The following is a 22,624-nucleotide window of genomic DNA, read 5'->3' on the forward strand; positions in this document are numbered from 1 at the left end:
TCGCGCGGTAAACGGGCACTGAAACCCGCCCCCATGCACTGACACACGGTTCAGGCAGGGTCACCCGCCGCTGCGGCCTGCTCGCGCAGGCGGGTAGACAACACGGCCAGGTTGGCATCGATCGCATCCATCTGCTGGCGTTGCTTCGGCGGCAGCTGCGCGCGCAACTGCAGGCGCAGCGCCTGCCAGGCCGGCACCGACTGCGCACTGGCCTGCGCGACCTCGCTGGCCAGTGCGGCCTGTTCGTCGTCCAGCGGCAGCCCGTAGCCCTGCCCCGGTAGCAGCGCACCTGGACGCAGCCACTGCCCGCTCTGCTGCAGCAGGCTGCGCAGATCCGCAGTGGCCGCGCTGTCAGGTTCCGCCAGCAACCGCCGCTTCAGCACGTCGCGCGCGCGCAGCTCGGCCCGGCGCTGCGCCGCCTGTTCCAGCAACAGCAGGGCGGCGGTGGCGCGCATATCGCCACGCTGCAGCCAGGGCCCACGCTGTTCCGGTGCAAGCTTCAACCAGCCCGACACCGTGTCCGCCGGCAGATCGAGCTGCGTGGCCGCCACGGCGAACAGCTGCTGGTAATGGTCGCGCGCCGATGCGAAGTAGTAGCCCTGCGCCTGTGCCGATGCGCGGTCGGCCAGTACCGCTTCATCCAGCGCCTGCAAGCGCACCAGGCGCTTGCGCAGGCCGCGCGGCGTCAGCTGTGCCAGGCCCGCCTGGCCCAGGCGTGGCACGCCGGCCTGCAGCAGCTTGGCCGTTTCCACCGCGCAGTTGTTGCTGACGAAGAAATAGCGGCCGTCGTAGCTCCAGTGCACCTGCGCGGTCCGTTCCAGCAGACTGGCGATCTCGCCGCGGTCCAGCTGCAGCGGCAGTGACTGCAGGCCGCGCAGCTCCACCTTGGTGTACTCGTCCACCACCTGCTGCAGCGGCAGCACGAACAGGCGCGAGGGGTAGCCGCCGGTCAGGCCGCGCCAGTTGGAAATCTGCACATCCCCCACGAACGCGCGGAACGACAGCACGCGGTGGTAGGCCAGATCCAGACGGCAATCGGGGCCAGGCGCGCGGCCCGGGCGACAGATCACCAGGCGCAGCATGCTGTGGCCCCAGCGGCTCATCGGCTGCGCACTGCCCTCGGCAAACAGATAGTCCACCGCGTACACCCGCGCCGGGTCCAGGCGCAGCAGCGAGGCTGCACCCTCTTCATCGTCGGCCTGCAGCAGTGGCAGCTGCACCGGGCACTGCGGCTCGGGCAGCGACGGCGGCGCACCAAAGTGGGCGCGATACCACTGCGCCAGCGCCGGGCGGCGGCAGCCGAAATCTGCATCCAGCACGAAGTATTCGGCGTTCACCGCCAGGTACTCGGCCGCGCTGCGGCGCTCGTAGGCATCCGGGCTGCGATCAGTGAACGCGTTGTCACCCCGCCCCAGGTGCCAGGGCCGCCGCTGCCAGCCGGCCAGGTCACGCCAACGTGCGCTGCGTGACCATTGCCCGTCTGCGCGATCGGCCACGTGCACCAATTCGTGCACCAGCGCGCTGCGCCGCGCACGGCGTGCGCCCGGCGCACCGTCATCCAGCAGCGCGCGACGCAGCGCGATGCCGCCGGCAAATGCACGGCCATGCACGTTCGACGGCAGATCGGTACGCCAGCCCACCCGCACCTGCTCTGGCAGTGCCTGCAGCAGGCCGGCAGGCAGCAAGGCCTGCACATCGTCCAGGGTCTGCTGCGCGGTGTGCTGTTGCGCGGCGGTCAGTCCGGCCGGGTCAAGTTGCAGGCGGTCGGCGGCATGTGCGGCCGGCGCCACCAACCACGCCATCATGGCAATCCCGACCGCCACCGCAGCGCGCCACGGTAGCGCCGGGCCATGCCCGGCGACGCTGCTGGCCGAGCTCATTGCGCCCGCATCAACGGGCCAGCAGTGCCCGCGCCAGTTCCAGATCGCTCTGCTGCTGCGCGCCGGCATCCTGTTCGCGCAGGTGCGCCAGCGCCGCCTGCAGGCGCGCACCACGGATCTGACCATCGGTGGCCACGAAGGCCGCCGCATCATCGCGCGCGGCCAGCACCACCTTGTCATCACCGGAGCTGCTGCCGGACGAACCGGACGAGGCGCCGGTGGCCGAACCGGCCGAGGTGCCGGCGAAGCTGGAAGCGAAGCCGACCAGCGGCAGGGACAGCAGGGCAAGCATCAGCGCGGATCGGATCATGGTGTGCGGTTCGCAGTGGGAATGGGTGAAGCGTAACGGCATCGTGAAGAAGATGTGCGACTCAGACGTCGAACAGCTTGCCGGGATTCAGCCGTGCTTCCGGATCGAAGGCGCGCTTGACCGCCTTCATCAACGCGATCTCGGCCGGGCCACGGGTGCTGTCCAGGTAACCCTTCTTGACCAGGCCAATGCCGTGCTCGGCGGAAATGCTGCCATCGAAGCGCGCCAGCACCTGCGCCAGCAGCTTGGTCACGTGCTCGCACTGCGTTACGAAATCGGCATCGCTGGTGTCATCGGGCTTGAGCACGTTGATATGCAGGTTGCCATCGCCGATATGGCCGAACCAGACCACGTCAAAATGCGGGTAGGCCTGGCCGATCAGCCCCTGGGTTTCGGCCAGGAACGCCGGCATGGCCGAAATGCGCACCGACACATCGTTCTTGTACGGCTTGTAGCGGGCCAGCGCTTCGGTGATGCCCTCGCGCAGGCGCCACAGCTGGGCCGCCTGGGCATCGCTGGCACTGATCACGCCGTCGCTGACCCAGCCATTGCCCATGCAGTCTTCGAAGGCCGCCATCGCCGCGGCTTCCTGCGCCTCGTCGTTGGCCGCGAACTCGGTCACCACGTAGTACGGGTGTACTTCGTCGAACGGTGCCTGCGCCCCATGCGCCAGCACGTGTTCCAACGCCCGGTCGGTGAAGAATTCGAAGGCCTGCAGCTGCAGGCGCGCGCGGAACGCGGCGAACACCTGCATCAACACGTCGAAGCTGGGCACCGCCAGCAGCATCACGTTGCTGGCCGGCGGCGGGTCGGTCAGCTTCACGGTGGCCTCCACGATCACGCCCAGCGTGCCTTCCGAACCGATCAGCAGCTGGCGGAAGTCGTAACCGCTGGAGTTCTTGATAAGCCCCTTGTTGAGCTCCAGCAGCTCGCCGCTGGCGGTCACCACCTTCAGGCCAGCGATCCACTCGCGGGTGTTGCCATAACGGATCACGCGGATGCCACCGGCATTGGTGGCGATGTTGCCGCCGATCGAGCAGGAACCGCGCGCGGCAAAATCCACCGGGTAGATCAGGCCGTGTTCCAGCGCGGCGTTGTGCAGCGCTTCCAGCGGCATGCCGGCCTGCACCACCAGGGTACGGTCCACGGCATCGTAGGCCAGCGCCTTGTTCATGCGCTCCAGGCTGAGCACCAGCTCGCCGTTGGCCGCCACCGCGCCGCCAGACAGCCCCGTGCGGCCACCGGAGGGCACCACGGCCACGCCTTCGGCCGCGCACCAGCGCATCACCGCCTGCACCTCTTCCACCGTGGCCGGCAGCGCGATGACCAGCGGTGCCGGGGTCCAGCGCCGGGTCCAGTCGCGGCCGTAGTGTTCCAGGTCGGCGGGCTCGGTCTTCAGCTTCAGGCCGGGACAGGCCTGCTGCAGCGAGGCGATGCGGGAATCGGTCATGACGGTCCAGCGCGGTGCGTGAAGAACGGGCAAGCGTGCCAGCGGCGCGGGCGGGCGTCCAGTCCCGTCGGCACGCGGCAATAGGTTCGAATGCAACCAATTCCGCACTGCACCATGGCGGCGGTGATCTGGCATAGTGAGCGGCCCCTGTCCCACTGGCCGTGCCGTCCCATGTCGCCGAAGAAGACCTCGTTCCCCAAGCAGGATATCCGCGTGCTGTTGCTGGAGGGGGTCAGCCAGACCGCCGTGGAGGTGTTCACCGCCGCCGGCTACAGCCAGATCGAGGCCCACAGCAAGGCCCTGCCCGAAGACGAACTGAAGGCGCGCATCGCCGAGGCGCACATCGTCGGCATCCGTTCGCGCAGCCAGCTCAGTGCCGAGGTGCTGGCCGAGGCCAAGCGCCTGATCGCGGTGGGCTGCTTCTGCATCGGCACCAACCAGGTTGACCTGGATGCGGCCGAGCTGGCCGGCATTCCGGTGTTCAACGCCCCCTATTCCAATACCCGCAGCGTGGCCGAACTGGTGATTGCCGAGGCGATCATGCTGACCCGTGGTATTCCGCAGAAGAACGCCGAATGCCATCGCGGCGGCTGGTCGAAGTCGGCCAGCGGCAGCCACGAGGTGCGCGGCAAGACCCTGGGCATCATCGGCTACGGCCATATCGGCACCCAGGTGGGCGTGCTGGCCGAATCGCTGGGCATGCAGGTGATCTTCCACGACGTGGAAACCAAGCTGGCGCTGGGCAATGCCCGCGCCGCAGCCAGCCTGGACGACCTGCTGGCGCGCGCCGACATCATCACCCTGCACGTGCCGGAAACCGCGTCCACGCAGTGGATGATCGGCAGCACCGAGCTGGCCAAGATGCGCAAGGGCGCACACGTGATCAACGCCGCACGCGGCACCGTGGTCGATATCGATGCGCTGGATGCCGCCCTGGCCAGCGGCCACATTGGTGGCGCAGCGCTGGACGTGTTCCCGGTCGAGCCAAAGGGCAACGGCGATATCTTCGAATCGCCGCTCACCCGCCACGACAACGTGATCCTGACCCCGCACGTGGGCGGCAGCACGCTGGAAGCGCAGGACAACATCGGCGTGGAAGTGGCGGCCAAGCTGGTGCGCTACAGCGACAACGGCAGCACCCTGTCGGCGGTCAACTTCCCGGAAGTGACCCTGCCCGAGCATGCCGACAGCCTGCGCCTGCTGCACATCCACCAGAACGTGCCCGGCGTGCTGTCCAAGGTGAACGAGATCTTCTCGCGCCACAACGTGAACATCGACGGCCAGTTCCTGCGTACCGACCCGAAGGTGGGTTACGTGGTGATCGACATCACCGCCAGCGAAGAGCAGGCCAGCGCCGTGCGCGACGAGCTGGCCGCGATTGCGGGCACGTTGCGGACGCGCATTTTGTATTGACCCTGGCACCGCGCCATCCACGCGTGGCGTGGATATACCGGTAGCGCCGGGCCATGCCCGGCGGAATGCATCAACGCGCCAACCACCGGCGCGCCATGCGCTGCATTGAATCGTCCGACTGCGGATCTGCCGCGACCTCGGCAACCGGCCGCCACGCCAGCGCCAGGGATTCCTCGCTCAGCACGAACGCTTCACCACCGAGCGCGCGGATCACGAAACGCACGTCGTAATGCCAATGCCCCGGCACGTCCTTGCGTTCGGGAATCCAGTGCTTGTCCAGGTCGAAGATGGCCGGGTCTTCCAGCACCAGGCCGGTCAGGCCCGACTCCTCCTCACCTTCCTTCAGCGCCACGTGGGCGAGGTCGCGGTCGCCATCGGCATGCCCGCCCAGCTGCAGCCAGCGCTGCAGCTTGCGGTGGTGGGTCAGCAGCACGCGCTGGCCATCGGCGCTGACCAGCCAGCAGCTGGCGGTGAAATGCCCAGCCAGGCGCTCGCGACGGAACGGATCTTCCGGATCGTCCAGCAATGTGCCGAATTCGGCAGCCAGCTCGCCGTGGGACGGCTCCCGGCCGGCATAGTCCTGCAGCAGGCTGCGCAGCCGATCATCAAGCACGGCAAGGGATTCGACGGATTCGTTCATGAATGCGGGGCGATCTGGAAAACATCGGCCATTATCGCCGTTCATTGTTGCGATTGCGCTTGTGCGGTGGCTTCAGCTTTGGCTAAGGTACAGCGGGCCGTTCGCACGGCCTTCACCATTCCAGGCCGCCGGCAACGTATCGGCAGCCCTCCCAATCCGATCATCAGGAAAGTTCTGCATGCTGAAAGCTCTGTTGAGGGTCAAGCCGGTACAACCGGCCGGGCACGTCGATGCTGGCGAACCCATCGAAGGCAGCCTGGACGGCGAAGCCACGTTGAAACGGACCCTCACGGCTAAACACCTCATCCTGCTGGGCGTAGGTGCGGTGATCGGCGCAGGTATCTTCGTGCTCACCGGCCAGGCCGCGGCCAACCACACCGGCCCGGCGGTGATGCTGTCGTTCGTGCTGGCCGGCTTCGCCTGTGCCCTGGCGGGCCTGTGCTACGCCGAATTCGCCGCGATGATGCCGGTGTCCGGCAGCGCCTATTCCTACTCCTACGCCACCCTGGGCGAAGGCATGGCCTGGTTCATCGGCTGGTGCCTGGTGCTGGAATACCTGTTCGCCTCGGCGTCGGTGGCGGTGGGCTGGTCGGCCTACCTGATCAGCTTCATCACCACCACCCTGCACATGCCGTTCCCGGACCTGCTCAGCGCCGCGCCCATCGCCTGGACCGGCAGCGAATTCGTATCGTCGGGCAAGCTGTTCAACCTGCCGGCGGTGCTGATCGTGGCGGCCGTGTCGGGCCTGCTGTACGTGGGCGTGACCCAGTCCGCGTTCGTCAACGCGATCATCGTGGCGATCAAGGTCACTGTCATCTGCCTGTTCATCGGCATCGGCGCGGCCCATGTCGACCCGGCCAACTGGCAGCCGTTCATTCCGGAAAACACCGGCGTGCCGGGTGAGTTCGGCTGGAGTGGCATCTTCCGCGCGGCCACCATCGTGTTCTTCGCCTACATCGGCTTCGATGCGGTCTCCACCGCCGCCGGCGAAACCAAGGACCCGCAGCGCAACATGCCGATCGGCCTGCTCGGTTCGCTGGCCGTGTGCACCGTGGTCTACATCATCGTCTGTGCGGTGCTGACCGGCATGATGCCCTACCACCTGCTGGGCACCGACAAGCCGGTGGCTACCGCGCTGGAGCCCTACCCGACCCTGGCCTGGCTGAAGACCTTCGTCGAGATCGGCGCCATCGCCGGCCTGTCCTCGGTGGTGCTGGTGATGATGATGGGCCAGACCCGCATCGCCTACACGATCTCGCGCGACGGCCTGCTGCCGAAGTTCTTCGGCAAGGTGCATGCCCGCTTCCGCACGCCCTACTGGGCCACGATCGTGGTCGGCGTCATCGCCGCCGCGCTGGCCGGCCTGGTGCCGCTGAACGTGCTGGGCGAACTGGTGTCGATGGGCACCCTGCTGGCCTTCGCCACCGTCTGCATCGGCGTGCTGGTGCTGCGCTACAGCCGCCCGGAACTGCATCGCCCGTTCCGCGTGCCGGCGGTGTGGATCATCTGCCCGCTGGGTGCGGCCACCTGCCTGTTCCTGTTCTGGCAGGCGTTCGTGGTGCATTGGCACCTGTTCGTGGGTTGGACCGTGCTGGGCATGCTGATCTACCTGGGTTACGGCATGCGCAACAGCAAGCTGGCCAAGTCGCCCTGATCCCCCTACGGGCCGGCCCTGCGCCGGCCCGTCCGTTTTCCCCCGCGCCGCCTCGAACGGCGCTTCGACAAGACCGACACACATGTTCAAGCAACTGTGGGCCACCAAGCATCCGCATGCCGCCCATGAAGACGCCAACGGGCTGAGCCTGCGCCGCCACCTGGGTCCCTGGGGCCTGACCGCGCTGGGCATCGGCGCGGTGATCGGCGGCGGCATCTTCGTCATCACCGGTCAGGCCGCGGCCAACCACGCCGGCCCGGCCATCATGCTGTCGTTCGTGCTGGCCGCGATCTGCTGCGCGTTCTGCGCCCTGGCCTATGCCGAGTTTGCCGCGATGGTGCCGGTGTCCGGCAGCGCCTACACCTACACCTACGCCACCTTCGGCGAACTGTCGGCCTGGTTCATCGGCTGGATGCTGGTGCTGGAATACGGCGTGTCGGCCTCGGCGGTGGCGGTCAGCTGGACCGGCTACTTCCTCAGCTTCCTCAGCCAGTTCGACATCCATCTACCGGCCGCGCTGGTCAGCGCCCCACTGGATGCGCAGCTGCGCCCGACCGGTGCGATCGCCAACATTCCCGCCGCCATCCTGGTGCTGCTGCTCACCTGGCTGTGCTACGTGGGCATCAGCAAGTCCTCGGCGATGAACATGGCCATGGTCATCCTCAAGACCGGCCTGATCGTGCTGGTGATCGTGGTCGGCTGGAAGTACGTGGACACCAGCAACTGGACCCCGTTCATTCCGGCCAACGAAGGCCCGGGCAAGTACGGCATGGAAGGCGTGCTGCGCGGCGCGGCCATGGTGTTCTTCGCCTACATCGGCTTCGAGGCCGTGTCGGTGGCCGCGCAGGAATCGCACCGCCCGCAGCGCGACATGCCGATCGGCATGATGCTGTCGCTGGTGATCTGCACCGTGCTGTACATCACCATGGCCGCGGTCATGACCGGCTTGGTGCCGTTCCAGCTGCTGGGCACCGACGAACCGGTGGTGACCGCCGTGGCTGCGCATCCGCAGCTGGGCTGGCTGCGCTGGGTGGTGGAAGTGGGCGCCCTGATCGGCCTGGCCTCGGTGGTGCTGGTGATGGTGATCGGCCAGCCGCGCATCTTCATGATCATGGGCCGCGACGGCCTGCTGCCGCCGGTGTTCACCAAGATCCACCCGAAGTACCGCACCCCGCACATCAATACGGTCATCACCGGCATCGGCATCGCCCTGCTGGCGGCGCTGTTCCCGCTGGATATCCTGGGCGAGCTGACCTCGATGGGTACGCTGATCGCCTTCGCCGCGGTGTGTGCCGGCGTGCTGATCCTGCGCCGCACCCAGCCGGACCTGCCGCGCCCGTTCCGCATTCCGGCGGCCTGGCTGGTCTGCAGCCTGGGCGTGATCAGCTGCCTGGCACTGCTGTCGGCGATGACGCTGCACAACTGGATGCTGATGGGCGTGTGGACCGTCGTCGGCTTCGTGATCTATTTCGGCTACGGCTTCAAGCACAGCCGCCTGCGGGGTAAGTGAGGTTTTGTTTTGCTTGCAGGGCCTGCGGCCCTGCACCCGCGCTTGAAGCCAGAGCAACGGCAAGAGCGGGTGTAATGGCTTGGCGGGGCGGGTTGGGTTCGCGGGGGACGCCGTGAATCCGTCCCTAGAGGCTTAGCCGCGCCATCCATGGCGCGGATACCCCCGCGAACCCAACCCGCCCCGCCCCTGACAGTCTCCCGGTGCGTCCGGATGATTCACGGCATGCGTGGATGAACGCCGTCTGGGAGATGCTTCGGTGGTCGATCCACGCCACGCGTGGATGGACTCTGTCCGGCAAACGATGCCCCTGTAGAGCCGAGCCATGCTCGGCTGCGAGCAAGCGCAGCGCCGCGACCCGCTTTCCGCTCTTCCTTCTTCACTCCGTGGCTGGCGCGCACGGAACCTGTCCGTGGCCGGGTGGGGTGGGCTGGCGGGACCGCAGGCGCCAGGGATGGATTTACGGCGTGTCCCGCCAGCCCGACCTCGCATATCTGCAGTCGAGCGAGCTCGACTCTACGCTGCCGGTCGGTGGTAGATCCACGCCATGCGTGGATGAACTCTGTCCGGCAAACGACGCCCCTGTAGAGCCGAGCCATGCTCGGCTGCGAGCAAGCGCAGCGCCGCGACCCGCTTTCCGCTCTTCCTTCTTCACTCCGTGGCTGGCGCGCACGGAACCTGTCCGTGGCCGGGTGGGGTGGGCTGGCGGGACCGCAGGCGCCATGGATGGCGCCTACGAGCCTCCATGGATGGATTTACGGCGTGTCCCGCCAGCCCACCCCGCCCGGCCAACCCAGGGAATCAGAACGGCGCCCCAGCCACGAGGGGCTCAGCCGTTGGCCGAATCCAGTAAAATCACCCGCATGAACGCCCCCACCTTCCCCTACGACACCGCGCGCCTGAGCGAACTGGCCCAGCTGCTGATCGACAACGTCCGCGAACTGGCCCAGGCCGGCTGGACCCCGGCCACCAGCAGCAACTTCTCCCACCGCCTGGACGACCGCCACGCCGCGATCACCGTCTCGGGCAAGGACAAGGGCCGCCTGATCGAGGACGACATCATGGTGGTGGATTTCGACGGCCAGGCCGTCGGCCGCCCGCTGCGCCCGTCCGCCGAAACCCTGCTGCACACCCAGCTGTACCGCCGCTTTCCCGAGGTGGGCTGCGTGCTGCACACCCACTCCCCGGTGCAGACCATCGCCTCGCGCCTGTACGCCCCGCAGGGCCATATCCGGGTGGAAGGCTACGAACTGCTGAAGGCCTTCGCCGGCAACAGCACCCACGAAATGGCCATCGACATCCCGGTGTTCGCCAACACCCAGGACATGAACGTGCTCTCGGCCCAGGTCGATGACCTGCTGGACCGCCAGCCGCTGTGGGGCTACCTGATCGACGGCCACGGCCTGTACGCCTGGGGCCGCGACATGGCCGAAGCCCGCCGCCACATGGAAGCCTTCGAGTTCCTGCTGCACTGCGAACTGGAACTGCGCAAGCTGCGCGGCTGAACCATCGCGCACAGGCACATGCCCATTGGCCATCTGGCCATCGCCTGCACCCTGCTACCCTGTCTTTCCCCCGGAATGTTCAAGCTGCCGCCATGAGCCGACTGCGCATCTACGACGACACCCGCCCCGACTCGCCGCTGCTGGATACCCAGGACGGCGCGGTCATCGCTGCCGAACTGCAGAAGATCGGCGTTACCTTCGAGCGCTGGCAGGCCGCCGCGCCGGTTGCCCCCGGCGCCAGCCAGGATGAGGTGTTCGCCGCCTACCGCGCCGACATCGACCGCCTGGTGGCCGAGCGCGGCTTCAAGAGCGTGGACGTGGCCTCGATCGCCCCGGACAACCCGAACCGCACCGAACTGCGCAAGAAATTCCTCGACGAGCACTTCCACAAGGAAGACGAGGTGCGCTTCTTCGTCGCCGGCTCCGGCCTGTTCACCCTGCACGTGGGCGACAAGGTGTACGAGATCGAATGCGTGAAGGACGACCTGATCGCGGTGCCCGATGGCACCACGCACTGGTTCGACATGGGCGACGAGCCCAGCTTCGTGGCGATCCGTTTCTTCACCGAGCCGGATGGCTGGGTCGGTCATTTCACCGGCACCGACATCGCGCAGAAGTTCCCGCGTTACATTCCTACCCAGGCGTCCTGATCCATGCAGCCCCGCGTCATCCTGACCGACATCGAAGGCACCACCAGCAGCATTTCGTTCGTCAAGAACGTGCTGTTCCCCTACGCCCGCCAGGCCCTGCCGGCGTTCGTGGCCGAGCACGGCCAGCAACCGGAGATCCGCCGCTGGCTGGATGCGGTGGCCACCGAGATCGGCGGCGCCTGCCAGGACAGCCTGGTGGTGGAAACGCTGCAGGGCTGGATCGACCAGGACCGCAAGCACACCGCCCTGAAGGCGCTGCAGGGCGTGATCTGGGATACCGGCTACCGCCGCGGCGATTACACCGCGCACTTCTACCCCGAAGTGGCGCCGGTGCTGAAGGGCTGGCACGCCTCCGGCCTGCCGCTGTACGTGTATTCGTCCGGCTCGGTGCCAGCGCAGAAGCTGTTCTTCGGCTTCAGCGATGCTGGCGACCTCAGCCCGCTGGTGTCGGGCTGGTTCGATACCGAAGTGGGCGGCAAGCGTGAGGCCGACAGCTACCGCCGCATCGTGCAGTCCATTGGCGTGCCGGCCGGCGAGATCCTGTTCCTGTCCGATGTGGTGGAAGAGCTGGACGCCGCGCGCGAGGCCGGGCTGCAGACCCGCCTGATCGATCGCCTGGACGATTACCCGCTGCCGCGTACCGGCCAGGCCGCCAACGGCCACGAGCGGGTCGAGAATTTCCAGCAGATCCAGCTGTAACTGCAGAGGGTAGATGCCAACCTTGGTTGGCATGCTCTTGATGTGCCAACCAAGGTTGGCACCTACCAGAGCGGGATTCGTCTGCCCAACGGTGATCGGTAGATGCCAACCTTGGTTGGCATGCTCTTGATGTGCCAACCAAGGTTGGCACCTACCAAAGCGAGATTCGTCTGCCCAACGGTGATCGGTAGATGCCAACCTTGGTTGGCATGCTCTTGATGTGCCAACCAAGGTTGGCACCTACCAAAGCGGGGTGTAAGGTTGGCACCTACCAGTGCGGGGGTGTTCCGCTCTCAACGGTCGTTGAGGGTTTTCACCTGCAAGGCGCCACGCAACGCAGGCAGATCCACCGGGCCGCGCACGGCGATGTCGCGCGTCTCGCCCGGCAACAGATCCAGCAGGTTGTCTTCCACCTGCACATCCAGCGCACCGAAGTCGATCCAGGCGGCGCGCACATACGCCTTGCTCTGCAGTCGCAGTCGATAGTGATCGCCCTCGATCTCCAGCGTGGCCCGCAACGCCTGCGGCGGCAGTGCCTGGTCCTTGGCTTCAACGAAGCCCACCACCTGCCGCGCACCGACCTTGCCATCCTGCAGCAGTTCGAACACCGCCACGGTGCGCGACGGGGCGGCGCCGGCCAGTAGTTCGGCATCACCGAAGTCGCCCACCGAGGTGACCCCGGCGGCAGCCAGAGTCACCGCCGCCTCGCGACGGCGCAGCACTTTCCCGTCCACATCCATCACCCGCAGCCGCCAACGCGCGTCCACTGCAGCGCCATCGTTGATCAGGCGCACGCGGGTGCTGCCTTCGTCACGCAGGGCCGCCAGGGTGACCGGCGCGAAGAAGCGACGCGCAGCGAAATGCAGTGCCTTCCAGCGCCCGAAGTAATCCACGCTGGACCACGATGCACCCGGCCAGACATCGTTGAGCTGCCAGTACAGCGAGCCCATGGTGTACGGCCGTGAAGCGCGATGATGCAGCGCCGCCAATGCAATGCCATCGGCCTGCATCACCTGGCTCAGGTAGACGAAGTCCGCGAAGTCCTTCGGCGTGCCGTAGCCCCGCTCGATGTACTGCAGCAGGCGGCTGTTGCCCTCGCCGGCCATGAACTTCTGGTGGGCGCGGATCACCGGGCTGTCGATGCGCTGTTCGGCGCGCGTGGCGATCTGGTCCACCGTTGCCAGCGACGGCCAGGCCTGCAGGCCGTACTCGGACATGAAGCGCGGCGTCTCCTGCAGGTACGCCTGCACCGGCAGCGCCGGATTGCCCCAGACCTGCCAGTAGTGCTTGTCGCCGCGGGTGGAATCGTTGGCTTTTTCGTCCAGATCATTGCTGGGCGAACTGGACCAGTACGGCACACCCAGCCCTTCCTCGCCCACCACCTGGCGCAGGTCGTTGCCGAACAGATCGACATAGCCCTGCCAGACCCGCGCGGCAAACGCCGGGTCGGCAGCCTTCAGGTCGCGGCCATGGCCCCAGTCCTTCCACGCGGTCTCTTCTTCGTTGTTGCCACACCACAGCACGATGCTGGGGTGGTGGCGCAGGCGCCGCACGTTGTCGCGCGCTTCGGCCACCACGCTGGCGCGGAACGCCGGATCGTAACCGGGCTGCATGCCACCGCCGAACATGAAGTCCTGCCAGACCAGCAGACCCAGCTCGTCGGCGATGTCAAAGAACGCGTCGTCCTCGTAGTACCCACCGCCCCAGTTGCGCAGCATGTTCATGTTGGCATCGCGCGCGGCGGTCAGCACCTGGCGCAGGCGCGCCACATCCACCCGCGCCGGGAACGCATCGAACGGAATGACGTTGGCGCCCTTGGCGAAAGTCTCCACGCCATTGATGACGAAGGCGAAACCCTGCCCGCCCTTCTCGTCCTTCTCGCGGCGCAGTTCCACCGTGCGCAGGCCGATGCGCTGCTCGCGCTGGAGTGTAGGGTCGCCGCCAGCGCCCAGCTGCGCGCGCACCGTGTAGCGGTCCTGCGCACCCTGCCCCACCGGCCACCAGCGCCGCGGATCAGCCAGCTCAACCGGAATCTCCACGCTGTTCTGGCCGGGCTGCAACAGCACCGGGCGCTGCACCGTGGCCACAACGCGGCCGTCGGGATCACGCACTTCCACGTCCACCCTGGCCGAGCCGGCGGCACTACCCTGCTCTACCTGCAGCAGCACGGCCAGCCGCGCCTGCTGCGCGTCCAAGGCATCGGTACGCACGGCCAGATCGGTCAGGCGGTGCGTGTCCCAGGCCTGCAGGTCGACACCACGCCAGACACCGGCGGTCACGTAACGCGGGCCCCAGTCCCAGCCGAAATGGTAGGCCGGCTTGCGTGCGAAGTTGCCGACCATCGCGTCCTTGGGCTCATCACCGTAGGGCGAAGGATAGTTGCCGGCAATCTTGTGCGGCATCGCCTGCACGCCCGGCAGCAGGGTGCGGATGGGCGAACGGAATACGATCTGCAGTTCATTGCCGCTGGGCCGCAGCCGCCCTTCCACGCGCGCGCGCCATCTGCGGTGCGCATTGTCGGCACGCAGCAGCGGCTTGCCGTTCAAGCGCACCTCGGCATAGGCGTCCAGGCCGTCGAAACGCAGTTCGGCATGCGCCTTGGCCAGGGTCGCCGCGTCTACATCGAAGCGCGCGCGGTATTCCCAGGCGGCCAAGCCGATCCATTGCAGCTCGGCCTCCGGCGCGCCCACGTAGGGGTCGCGGATCAGGCCATGGGCCAGCAGGTCGGTGTGCACGCTGCCGGGTACGCGCGCCGTGCGCCACTGCTGCAGGCCGGGGTGCGCGGCGCCCTGCGCATCACCGGGCAGCATGCGGAATTCCCATTGCGCCGGCAGAGGCGCGGCCAGCGCGGGGAAGCTGCCAAGCGTGAACAGCAGCAGGAGCAGACGGACAGCGAGAGGAAGACGGTGCACGTGCTGCTCCTGTTTTTCTGCCAGGCAGGGCCTGGCACTACTGCATTCGGGCGATGTTCAACGAACGACGTTCAGCACTTCGTAGCACGCGCCCATGGTGTGGTAATCCACCTTGCCGGCCGGGCTCTTTTCATTGCTGTACTTGCGATTGTCGGCATCCAGGATGCGGAACCACGCGCCGTACTGGTGGTCGACGAAGTGCTCCCACGAATACGCCCACAGCCGGTCGTACCACTGCCAGTAGCGGTCATCGCCGGTGCGCTGGGCCATCAGTGCGGCCGTAGCCAGGGTTTCGGCCTGCACCCAGAAGTACTTGTCGTCGTCGCAGACGAAGCTGTCGCCGCCGATCGGGGCACCGTCCATGCCCGGCTGGCGCCGCGATTCCGGCGCGAAACCGTAGTACAGGCCGCCACGCGCTTCATCCCAGCTGCGCTCGACCGCCACATCGAACAGGTGCTGGGCTGTGGGCACCAGCCAATCGGCCTGCACGTGGCGGTCCAGGATCAGCAGCAGCTTGGCCCATTCGGTCTGGTGGCCGGGCTGGAACCCCCACGGGCGGAACAGGTGCTTGGGATCGTCCAGGTTGTAGTTCCAGTCGATCTCCCAGTTCGTGTCGTAGTGTTCCCACACCAGCCCACCGGCCTTGGCGGCCTGGCGCCGGGTCATGTTGTCGGCCAGCTGCAGTGCGCGCTGCACATAGCGCTGCTCGCCACTGGCCTCGAACGCGGCCAGCATTGCCTCGCACATGTGCATGTTGGCGTTCTGCCCGCGGTAGCCGGTGAAGTTCCACTGGCCATCGGCTTCATCCTTGTACAGGCCGTGCTCGGCTTCCCAGAAGCGTGCTTCCAGCAGCTGCCAGGTTTCGTCCATCCACGCGCGGGCCTGTTCGATGCCGGCCTTCAGCGCGCAGCTGTAGGCCAGCAGCACGAATGCCACGCCATAGCAGTGGTTCATATCGTCTTCGACCTGGCCATCGCGCAGCGTCCAGGCGTAGCCGCCGGTGGACGGGTTGCGGTGCACCTCGCGCAGGTAGCGCACGCCATGTTCAACGGCCTCGCGGTACTCGGCATTACCGAATTCGCGGTAGGCCATGGCGTAGTTGAAGACGAAGCGGGTGCTGCTGACCAGGTGACGGTGGCCGGCGTCATAGACCGTGCCATCGTCCTGGAAGTAGTGGAAGAAGCCGCCGTTGGGGTCGATGCAGCGCGGGTGGTAGAACGCCATCGTGTCGGCGATGTGCGCGCGCAGGAACTCGGCCGAGCGGAACTGCGGAACGAAGCGGGAGGCGGTCTGGGTCATGCGGAAAGTTCCTGGGTCTGCAGCAGCTGCTGCACTTCATCGAGCGAGGGCATGGCCGCGAAGGCGCCCTTGCGGGTGACCGCCAGCGCACCGACAGCCGCGCCGAAGCGCAGCGTTTCGGTGATCGCCTGCGCGTCCTGGCAGAACGCGGCGAAGCCGGCGCCGGCACCGCCGCGCTCCAGCAGGCCCACCAGCACACCGCCCACGAAGGCATCGCCGGCGGCGGTGGTATCCACCGTGGCCACGCGGAAACTGGTGACCTGGCCCTGCTGCTCGCGGGTGTACCAGCGCAGCGTGGCGGCACCGTCGGTCACGATCACCCAGCGTGCCTGTGCGGCCAGCAGGCGCTGCAGCACGACCTGGTCACCGTCGGCGCCGTGCGGCGCGGCCAGGTAGTCCAGCTCTTCGCGCGAGAGCTTCACCAGGTCGGCACGCTCCAGCGCCTGCCACAGGCGTGGCGTGGGATCGGTGTCGGCCGGCCACAGCGCCGGGCGCAGGTTCAGGTCAAGGCTGACTACTGCACCGGCGGCGCGCGCACGCTCCATGCCGGCGAAGGTTGCCGCGGCAATGTCCGCTTCGGTCAGGCTGTTGGAACACACATGGAAACAGGCGGCGCTGTCGAAGCAGGCGCCCTGGAAATCGCTGTCACGGAACAGCAGGTCGGCCGCCGGCGGCCGGTAGAAGCTGAAGCTGCGCTCGCCGTGGGCGTCCAGCGCCACGAACGCCAGCGCGGTCTTGGCCGCATCGGTGCGCACGATGTAGTCGGTGCCCACGCGGTGCTCGGCCAGGCTGTCGGCCAGGAAGTCACCAAACATGTCCCGGCCCAGCATGCCCACGAACTGGGTCTGCGCGCCCAGCCGGGCAGCGGCCACGGCCACGTTGGCCGGCGCACCGCCGGCGTACTGCAGGAAGGCGCGCGGGGTGTCGGCCGAGGCCGGCGGCTGCGCTAGTAGATCGATCAAAATTTCGCCGAAGCAGACAATGGCACCCATTTCCGACTCAGCCTCCCTGCGGGCCGACGGCCGGCGGGCGCGAGCCCACCAGACCGTAGAAGATGATGTAGACGTAGCAGACCACCGGCAGCACGAAGCTCAGGTGCAGGCCGATGCGATCGGCCAGCATGCCCTGCAGCAGCGGAATGATCGCGCCACCGACGATGGCCATGATCAGCAGGCTGGAGGCCTTGTTGGTCAGCGGGCCCAGGCGTTCGATGGCCAGCGAGAAGATGGTCGGGAACATGATGGAATTGAACAGGCCGGTAGCCACGATGCCGTACAGCGCCACCTTGCCGCCCGAGCCCAGGGTGACCGCCAGCAGCACCACGTTGGCCAGCGCGAAGCCGGCCAGCAGGCGGCGCGGCGAGAACTTGGCCAGCAGCCAGGCGCCGGCGAAGCGGCCGACCATGGCGCAGCCCCAGTAGGCAGACACGTAATGGGTGGCCTGCTGTTCGCTCATGCCGCCGATTTCGGGCAGCGCCAGGTAGTTCACCATCAGGCTGCCGATGGACACTTCGGCGCCCACGTAGAAGAAGATGGCCAGCACGCCAAACAGCACGTGCGGCTGCTTCAACGCATCCAGCAGGGTGTGGTGGCTGCTGTCGGCCTGCTCGGTGGTTTCGGTCAGGCTGGGCAGGCGGAACAGGTAGACGAACACGGCCAGCAGCACCAGCGCGATGGCCAGGCCCACGTACGGGCCCTGCACCGACTGCGCTTCGGCAGTCCGGTAGGCCAGCTGCTCGGCCACCGGCATCGCCTTGATTTCGTCACCGCTCTTCACCGCAGTGCTCAGGATCAGGAAGCCGCCGAACAGCGGCGCCAGCGTGGTGCCCAGCGAGTTCAGCGCCTGCGCCAGGGTCAGGCGGCTGGAGGCGGTTTTTTCCGGGCCCAGCAGCGCCACGTACGGGTTGGCCGCCACCTGCAGCACGGTAATGCCGGTGGCCAGCACGAACAGCGAGGCCAGGAAGGCGTCATAGGTGCGCAGCGCGGCCGACGGCCAGAAGCCCAGCGCGCCCACACCGGCAATCAGCAGGCCGGCGATGATGCCCTTCTTGTAGCCCAACCGTGCCACCAGCCGACCGGCCGGCACCGACATCAGGAAGTACGCGCCGAAGAAGGTGAACTGCACCAGCATGGCGCGGGTGTAGTTCAGCTCGAACACGGCCTTCAGGTGCGGGATCAGCACATCGTTGAGGCTGGTCAGGAAGCCCCACATGAAGAAGATGGTGGTGGCCACCCACAGGGCCGCACGGGCATTCATCACCGGCGCCTGGCTGCTGTTGGATCCCGATGGACGGGGCGTTGCGGAAATCGGCATGCGGTTCGCGCCTCGATGCGCGTGTAGGTCGTTGGTACGTGGAAGGGAAAAGGTCGTGGAAAATCAGTTCGGCCGCGCGGCACTGCTCTCGCGCACGCGCAGCTGCACCGGGGCGACGGTGCGCCGCGGCGGTGCATCGGGATCATCCAGGCGTTGCAGCAGCAGCGCGGCGGCCTGACGGCCACGCTCGCGCGGGTCGGCGGTCAGGGTGGTCAACGGCGGCACCGCCACCGAGGCCTCGGAAATATCATCGAAACCGGTCACTGCGAAATCACCGCCGGGGCGGATGCCGCGGGAGTTCAGGCCCAGCATCAGGCCCAGCGCGACCGTGTCGTTGTAGCAGACCGCGGCACTGGGACGATGGCCGTCGGCGAACAGTTCATCGGTACGCGCGGCCGCTTCCAGGCGATTGGGCGCCGATTCGATCATCCAGCCCGGCGGCAGCGCCAGGCCCGCCTCGGCCAGGGCCTGCTGGAAGCCGGCGCGGCGCTGGTGGCAGGAACTGGAATCGGCATGGCCGCCGAAGAAGGCGATCTGTTGGTGGCCGCGCTCGATTAGGTGGCGGGTGGCCAGATAGGCGCCGTGCTGGTTGTCCAGGGTCAGGAAGTCCCAGTCGGCCCCTTCCAGTTCGCGGTTGAACAGCAGCACGTTGGCGTTGGCACCCAGCGCCTGCCGCAGCAGTGCGGCATCGCTGCCTTCGGCCGGCGACAGGATCAGTCCCGCCGGGGTGTGTTCCATCAGCGTGGACAGCACCGCCTGCTGGCGCTGCGGCGATTCGCCGGTGCTGCCCAGCAGGGTGACATACCCTCGCCCGCCCAATGCCTCGTCCACGCCCGAGGCAAATTCAGCGAAGAACGGGTTGGACAGATCGTTGATGACCAGCGCGATGCTGGTGGAGGTGCGCCGGCGCAGGTTGGCCGCCGCACGGTTGTAGACGTAGCGCTGGCGGCGCAGCTCGGCTTCCACCTTGGCCCGGGTATCGACATTGACCAGCGGACTGCCACGCAGCACCAGCGACACGGTGGCACGCGACACGCCGATCGCACGGGCGATGTCGGTCACCGTCACCGCCTTGCCGGAACGCTTGCTGGAAGTGCCGTCGTTGTCGTTCATCGCTGTACCGGGCTCCTCGGGAGGGTCAAGCCTAATGGATCGGAGGCCATTCGTGCCGTGCCGTTCGCTGGTTGGCCGCGAACGGCACGACGATGGCTCAGCGCAGCACGCTGCCTGGTGCAGCGCACCATGAGACCGGCAGGTCCTTCACTGCGGTACCCCAGCCTTCGGTCGGGGCCTGTGCATCCAGTGCGAACTGCAGGCGCGGGCCCTGCTGCAGCTGGTTCCAGTCCAGCCACACCGGGGCATGCGCGCGGCCATCCAGCTGCACGCCCTGCACGTACTGCAGGCGGCGGCCATCGGCGCCCGGCGCGTCGATGCGCAGCGTGCGGCCATTGCCCATGTCCACTTCCACCTTGGCAAAGCGCGGCGTGTGCAGCAGGAACTGGCCGCTGCCCGGCACCGCGGGATACACGCCGATGGCACTGAACAGGTACCAGGCAGACATCGTGCCCAGGTCGTCATTGCCGGTGACGCCGTTGGGTGCGTTGGTGAACAGCTGCTGCGCCGCGCGCAGCACGTTGGCGGTCTTCCACGGCTGGCCGATCAGCGTGTACAGCCACGGCGCGTGCAGGTCCGGTTCGTTGTTGGGGTTGTAACGGAACTGGTTGTAGTAGCTGTACGGCCCCACCACCCATTCCTTGCGCGCGGCCGTCAGCGGATCGGCCTGCAGCGCATCCATCGCGAAGAAGGCATCCAGGCGGCGGCCGGCCTGCTCGCGGCCATCCATTGCTTCCACCAGGCCCGGCACGTCCTGCTGCGCCAGCCACTGGTACTGCCACGCGGTGCCTTCATGGAAGCCATGGTGCGAACGCGGGCTGTAATGGCCGTCGGCCGGGGTATACCACTGGCCGTCTTCGGTGCGCGGGCGCGGGAAGCCGGTGAAGCCGGTTTCGGCGTCACGCACCTGCGGGTCCCACACCTTGCGCCAGTTGCGGCCGCGCTCGCGCAGCGTCGCCGAATCCTGCGCATGGCCCAGGCCGTCGGCCATCTGCGAAAGCGCGCAGTCGGCCAGTGCGTATTCCAGCGTGGCCGAGCCACCATGGTGCGGGTCCACGTCCATGCCCTTGGACGGGAACGCGCGGTCATAGACCACGTAGCCCTTGTCCAGGTAGGTCGGGTTGCCGGAGCGGCCGGCCATCCGCGAGTTCAGCGGCGGCGTACCGAAGGCATTGCGGCGCAGCGCATCCCAGGCCTGCGATTCACGCCCCTTCAGCGCACCGAAGCGCCACAGGTCGACCATGAACGGGGTGACCGGATCGCCGGTCATGATGTTGGTTTCGAAGTTGGCATAGCCCCAGCGCGGCAGCCAGCCGCCCTGCTCGTCGATGGCCAGCAGGGTGCGGCCGATGTCACGCGCCACGTCCGGACGGGTCAGGGCCAGCCACTGGTTCTGCGCGCGGTAGGTATCCCACAGCGAGAAATACTCGTAGTAGGTCCAGCCATCGGCGCGGTGGATGCCATCGTCGTAGCCACGGTAGCGGCCATCGGCATCGCTGCCGGTGAGCGGCTGCAGCAGTGCGTGGTACAGCGCGCTGTAGAACACGGTGCGGTCATCGCCCGTGCCGCCCTGCACGCGCACCCGCGCCAGCTGCTCGCGCCAGTCCTGCTGCGAAAGCGCGCGCATGCGGTCGAAGCCGATCAGTGCACCGCCCTGCATGCCCTCGGCGCGCAGGTTGGTACGTGCGCCCTCGGCATCCACGTGCGAGATCGCACTGACCGCGGTAACCGACTGGCCCTTGGCCAGATCGAAGGTCAACCAGGCGCCGTTCGGCTTCTGCTCGCCTTCCATGCTGTGCCGTGCATTGGGCAGGCCACCGGCCTCGCCCCAGGTGCCGTGCGCTTTGAACGGGCGATCGAATTCAACGCGGAACCAGGTGGTGTACTGGTGGCCGCCGCAGAAGCTCTTGGTGACCAGCTTGCCTTCCACCACCCGGTCGCCCACCACGTCGACCACGCTGCCGATCACCGAATGGCGCTCGTTGGCCTGGCCCACGTTCACCAGCACATGGCCATCGCCGCTGCGCTGGCTGAAGGTATAGCGCTCGGCCGCGGCGCGGGTGCGCGCGGTGGCTTCGGCGTCGATGCCGCCGTAGCTGGTCAGGCGCACCTTGTAATAGCCGGCCTGGCCAACTTCACCGTCGTGGGTGTAGTTGGCGGCGTAGGCCTTGTGGTCGAACTGCTTGGGGTTGGCGGTATCGAAATCGCCGCCCGGGCCGATGCTACCGGTCACCGGCAGGATGGAGACCTGGCCGCCCTGTTCCCAGCAGCCGGCGCCGGACAGGAAGGAATGGCCGAAGCCGCGGATCTTTTCGTCGTCGTAGCGCCAGCCGGAATAGTGGCTGCCGATCGGGCTGACCTGGATCAGGCCGAACGGTGCCGACGCGCCGGGGAAGGTGTTGCCGTCATCCTTGCTGCCGATGAAGGTGTTGACCTCGCGTTCGAGTGCGGCAGGTGCGGCCTGCAGCCAGGGCGTGATGGCCAGGGCCAGCAGGCAGGCGGCGCGGGCCAGCGGCCGCGGGGAGAGCGCCGGCAGGCGCAGGGGGGAACGACGGCGGGACAACCTGGTCACGGACAGGACTCCTTGGCGGCAGGGCGGCAGCGGGTGCCGGCCGCTGCGGCCGAACTCCCCGTTTCCATCGGTACAAATCCGCACCCCGGCGGATTTAGATCGATTGAAGTAGAACAGGGAGCGCCCGCCCATGCATTCTGCGCCGCAGCAAATGAGGGGGGTTTCTTTTGCAGGGCCTGCAGCCCTGCACCTGCTGGGAGCCACGTCAACGTCAACGTCAAAGGCTGGCATTCCGTGGGATGGCGGGGTGGGCCCGGTTGAGGGGGACGCTGCAAGTACGTCCATGTAAGCTCGGTCGCCGCATCCATGCGGCTCACGCCCCCTCAACCGGACCCACCCCGCCTTCGACAGATTTCCGCGATCTGCCGGGAAGGCAGGGGTCGGATCCCGTTGCTGCGCAACGGGCTCCGACCCCAGATTGATTTCGATGTCTGACAGTCCACGCATGGCGTGGATCTACTGGCCGCCGGCCAACTGAATGAATCCATTCGATATCCGACAGATGTGTCGACCAAGGTCGACACCTACCAACAGCCGCACGGAACACCAGGCGCCGTTACCAACAGCCGCGGGAATCTGTCAGAGGCGGGGCGGTGTGGGCTTGCAGGACCGCAGGCGCCATGGATGGCGCCTACGAGCCTTATCTGATGGAAATCTGGCAGCGTAGGTGTCGAGAGCCGGCGTGGGCCGCCGTGTAAGCCTGGATC

The 22,624-nt window shown here is 67.3% G+C and carries 16 protein-coding genes; 6 read left to right on the forward strand and 10 right to left on the reverse strand.

Features of this window, described 5'->3' with window-relative positions; all coding sequences use genetic code 11:
* Positions 1-50 precede the first annotated feature (50 nt).
* The 3 genes from G4G00_RS18010 to G4G00_RS18020 form a co-directional block, all read right to left on the reverse strand.
* Positions 51-1,880, reverse strand: coding sequence for a DUF4105 domain-containing protein (locus G4G00_RS18010; RefSeq protein ID WP_164275491.1), 1,830 nt, complete (start codon positions 1,878-1,880; stop codon positions 51-53).
* 10 nt (positions 1,881-1,890) lie between these two features.
* Positions 1,891-2,190, reverse strand: a complete 300-nt coding sequence (locus G4G00_RS18015; protein WP_108752968.1) for a DUF2388 domain-containing protein — start codon at positions 2,188-2,190, stop codon at positions 1,891-1,893.
* Between the two features lie 61 nt (positions 2,191-2,251).
* A complete protein-coding gene (locus G4G00_RS18020; RefSeq protein ID WP_164275494.1) occupies positions 2,252-3,640 on the reverse strand; it encodes an FAD-binding oxidoreductase in 1,389 nt (462 codons plus the stop codon).
* Between the two features lie 171 nt (positions 3,641-3,811).
* On the opposite strand from G4G00_RS18020, the gene serA reads away from it, so the two are divergent.
* Positions 3,812-5,053 carry a phosphoglycerate dehydrogenase gene (serA, locus tag G4G00_RS18025; RefSeq protein WP_108752966.1) on the forward strand — a complete coding sequence of 414 codons (1,242 nt, stop codon included), beginning with the start codon at positions 3,812-3,814 and terminating at the stop codon, positions 5,051-5,053.
* Positions 5,054-5,123: 70 nt separating this feature from the next.
* Here the strand turns inward: serA and G4G00_RS18030 are convergent, their stop codons facing one another.
* A complete protein-coding gene (locus G4G00_RS18030) occupies positions 5,124-5,738 on the reverse strand; it encodes an NUDIX hydrolase (RefSeq protein WP_164275497.1) in 615 nt (204 codons plus the stop codon).
* Positions 5,739-5,871: 133 nt separating this feature from the next.
* Here G4G00_RS18030 and G4G00_RS18035 point away from each other — a divergent pair, with 133 nt between their 5' ends.
* From G4G00_RS18035 to mtnC, 5 genes are all read left to right on the forward strand, one after another.
* Complete coding sequence (locus G4G00_RS18035) at positions 5,872-7,347, forward strand: amino acid permease (protein WP_164275499.1); 1,476 nt, start codon at positions 5,872-5,874, stop codon at positions 7,345-7,347.
* Positions 7,348-7,429: 82 nt separating this feature from the next.
* Positions 7,430-8,857: an amino acid permease gene (locus G4G00_RS18040; protein WP_164275502.1), complete on the forward strand. Its 1,428-nt coding sequence runs from the start codon at positions 7,430-7,432 to the stop codon at positions 8,855-8,857.
* A gap of 860 nt (positions 8,858-9,717) precedes the next feature.
* Complete coding sequence (locus tag G4G00_RS18045; protein ID WP_108752962.1) at positions 9,718-10,359, forward strand: methylthioribulose 1-phosphate dehydratase; 642 nt, start codon at positions 9,718-9,720, stop codon at positions 10,357-10,359.
* 92 nt (positions 10,360-10,451) lie between these two features.
* Complete coding sequence (locus tag G4G00_RS18050; protein ID WP_164275505.1) at positions 10,452-11,009, forward strand: acireductone dioxygenase; 558 nt, start codon at positions 10,452-10,454, stop codon at positions 11,007-11,009.
* Between the two features lie 3 nt (positions 11,010-11,012).
* Positions 11,013-11,708, forward strand: a complete 696-nt coding sequence (gene mtnC, locus G4G00_RS18055; protein ID WP_108752960.1) for an acireductone synthase — start codon at positions 11,013-11,015, stop codon at positions 11,706-11,708.
* Between the two features lie 293 nt (positions 11,709-12,001).
* Here the strand turns inward: mtnC and G4G00_RS18060 are convergent, their stop codons facing one another.
* The 6 genes from G4G00_RS18060 to G4G00_RS18085 all read right to left on the reverse strand — a co-directional run bounded on the left by G4G00_RS18060 (position 12,002) and on the right by G4G00_RS18085 (position 21,887).
* On the reverse strand, positions 12,002-14,620 hold the full coding sequence (locus tag G4G00_RS18060) for a glycoside hydrolase family 2 protein (RefSeq protein ID WP_164275508.1): 2,619 nt from the start codon (positions 14,618-14,620) through the stop codon (positions 12,002-12,004).
* A 57-nt stretch (positions 14,621-14,677) separates the two neighbouring features.
* Complete coding sequence (locus tag G4G00_RS18065) at positions 14,678-15,919, reverse strand: AGE family epimerase/isomerase (RefSeq protein WP_108752958.1); 1,242 nt, start codon at positions 15,917-15,919, stop codon at positions 14,678-14,680.
* A complete protein-coding gene (locus G4G00_RS18070; protein WP_108752957.1) occupies positions 15,916-16,911 on the reverse strand; it encodes a carbohydrate kinase in 996 nt (331 codons plus the stop codon). Before G4G00_RS18070 ends, G4G00_RS18065 begins: the two co-directional genes overlap by 4 nt.
* A 7-nt stretch (positions 16,912-16,918) precedes the next feature.
* Positions 16,919-18,232 carry an L-fucose:H+ symporter permease gene (gene fucP / locus G4G00_RS18075; protein WP_108752956.1) on the reverse strand — a complete coding sequence of 438 codons (1,314 nt, stop codon included), beginning with the start codon at positions 18,230-18,232 and terminating at the stop codon, positions 16,919-16,921.
* Between the two features lie 63 nt (positions 18,233-18,295).
* A complete protein-coding gene (locus G4G00_RS18080; protein WP_108752955.1) occupies positions 18,296-19,345 on the reverse strand; it encodes a LacI family DNA-binding transcriptional regulator in 1,050 nt (349 codons plus the stop codon).
* A gap of 97 nt (positions 19,346-19,442) precedes the next feature.
* Entirely contained in the window at positions 19,443-21,887 is a 2,445-nt protein-coding gene (locus G4G00_RS18085) for a GH92 family glycosyl hydrolase (RefSeq protein WP_164275517.1), read from the reverse strand.
* Positions 21,888-22,624 lie beyond the last annotated feature (737 nt).

This window comes from Stenotrophomonas sp. B1-1, assembly GCF_010894375.1.
Classification (GTDB): Bacteria; Pseudomonadota; Gammaproteobacteria; order Xanthomonadales; family Xanthomonadaceae; genus Stenotrophomonas.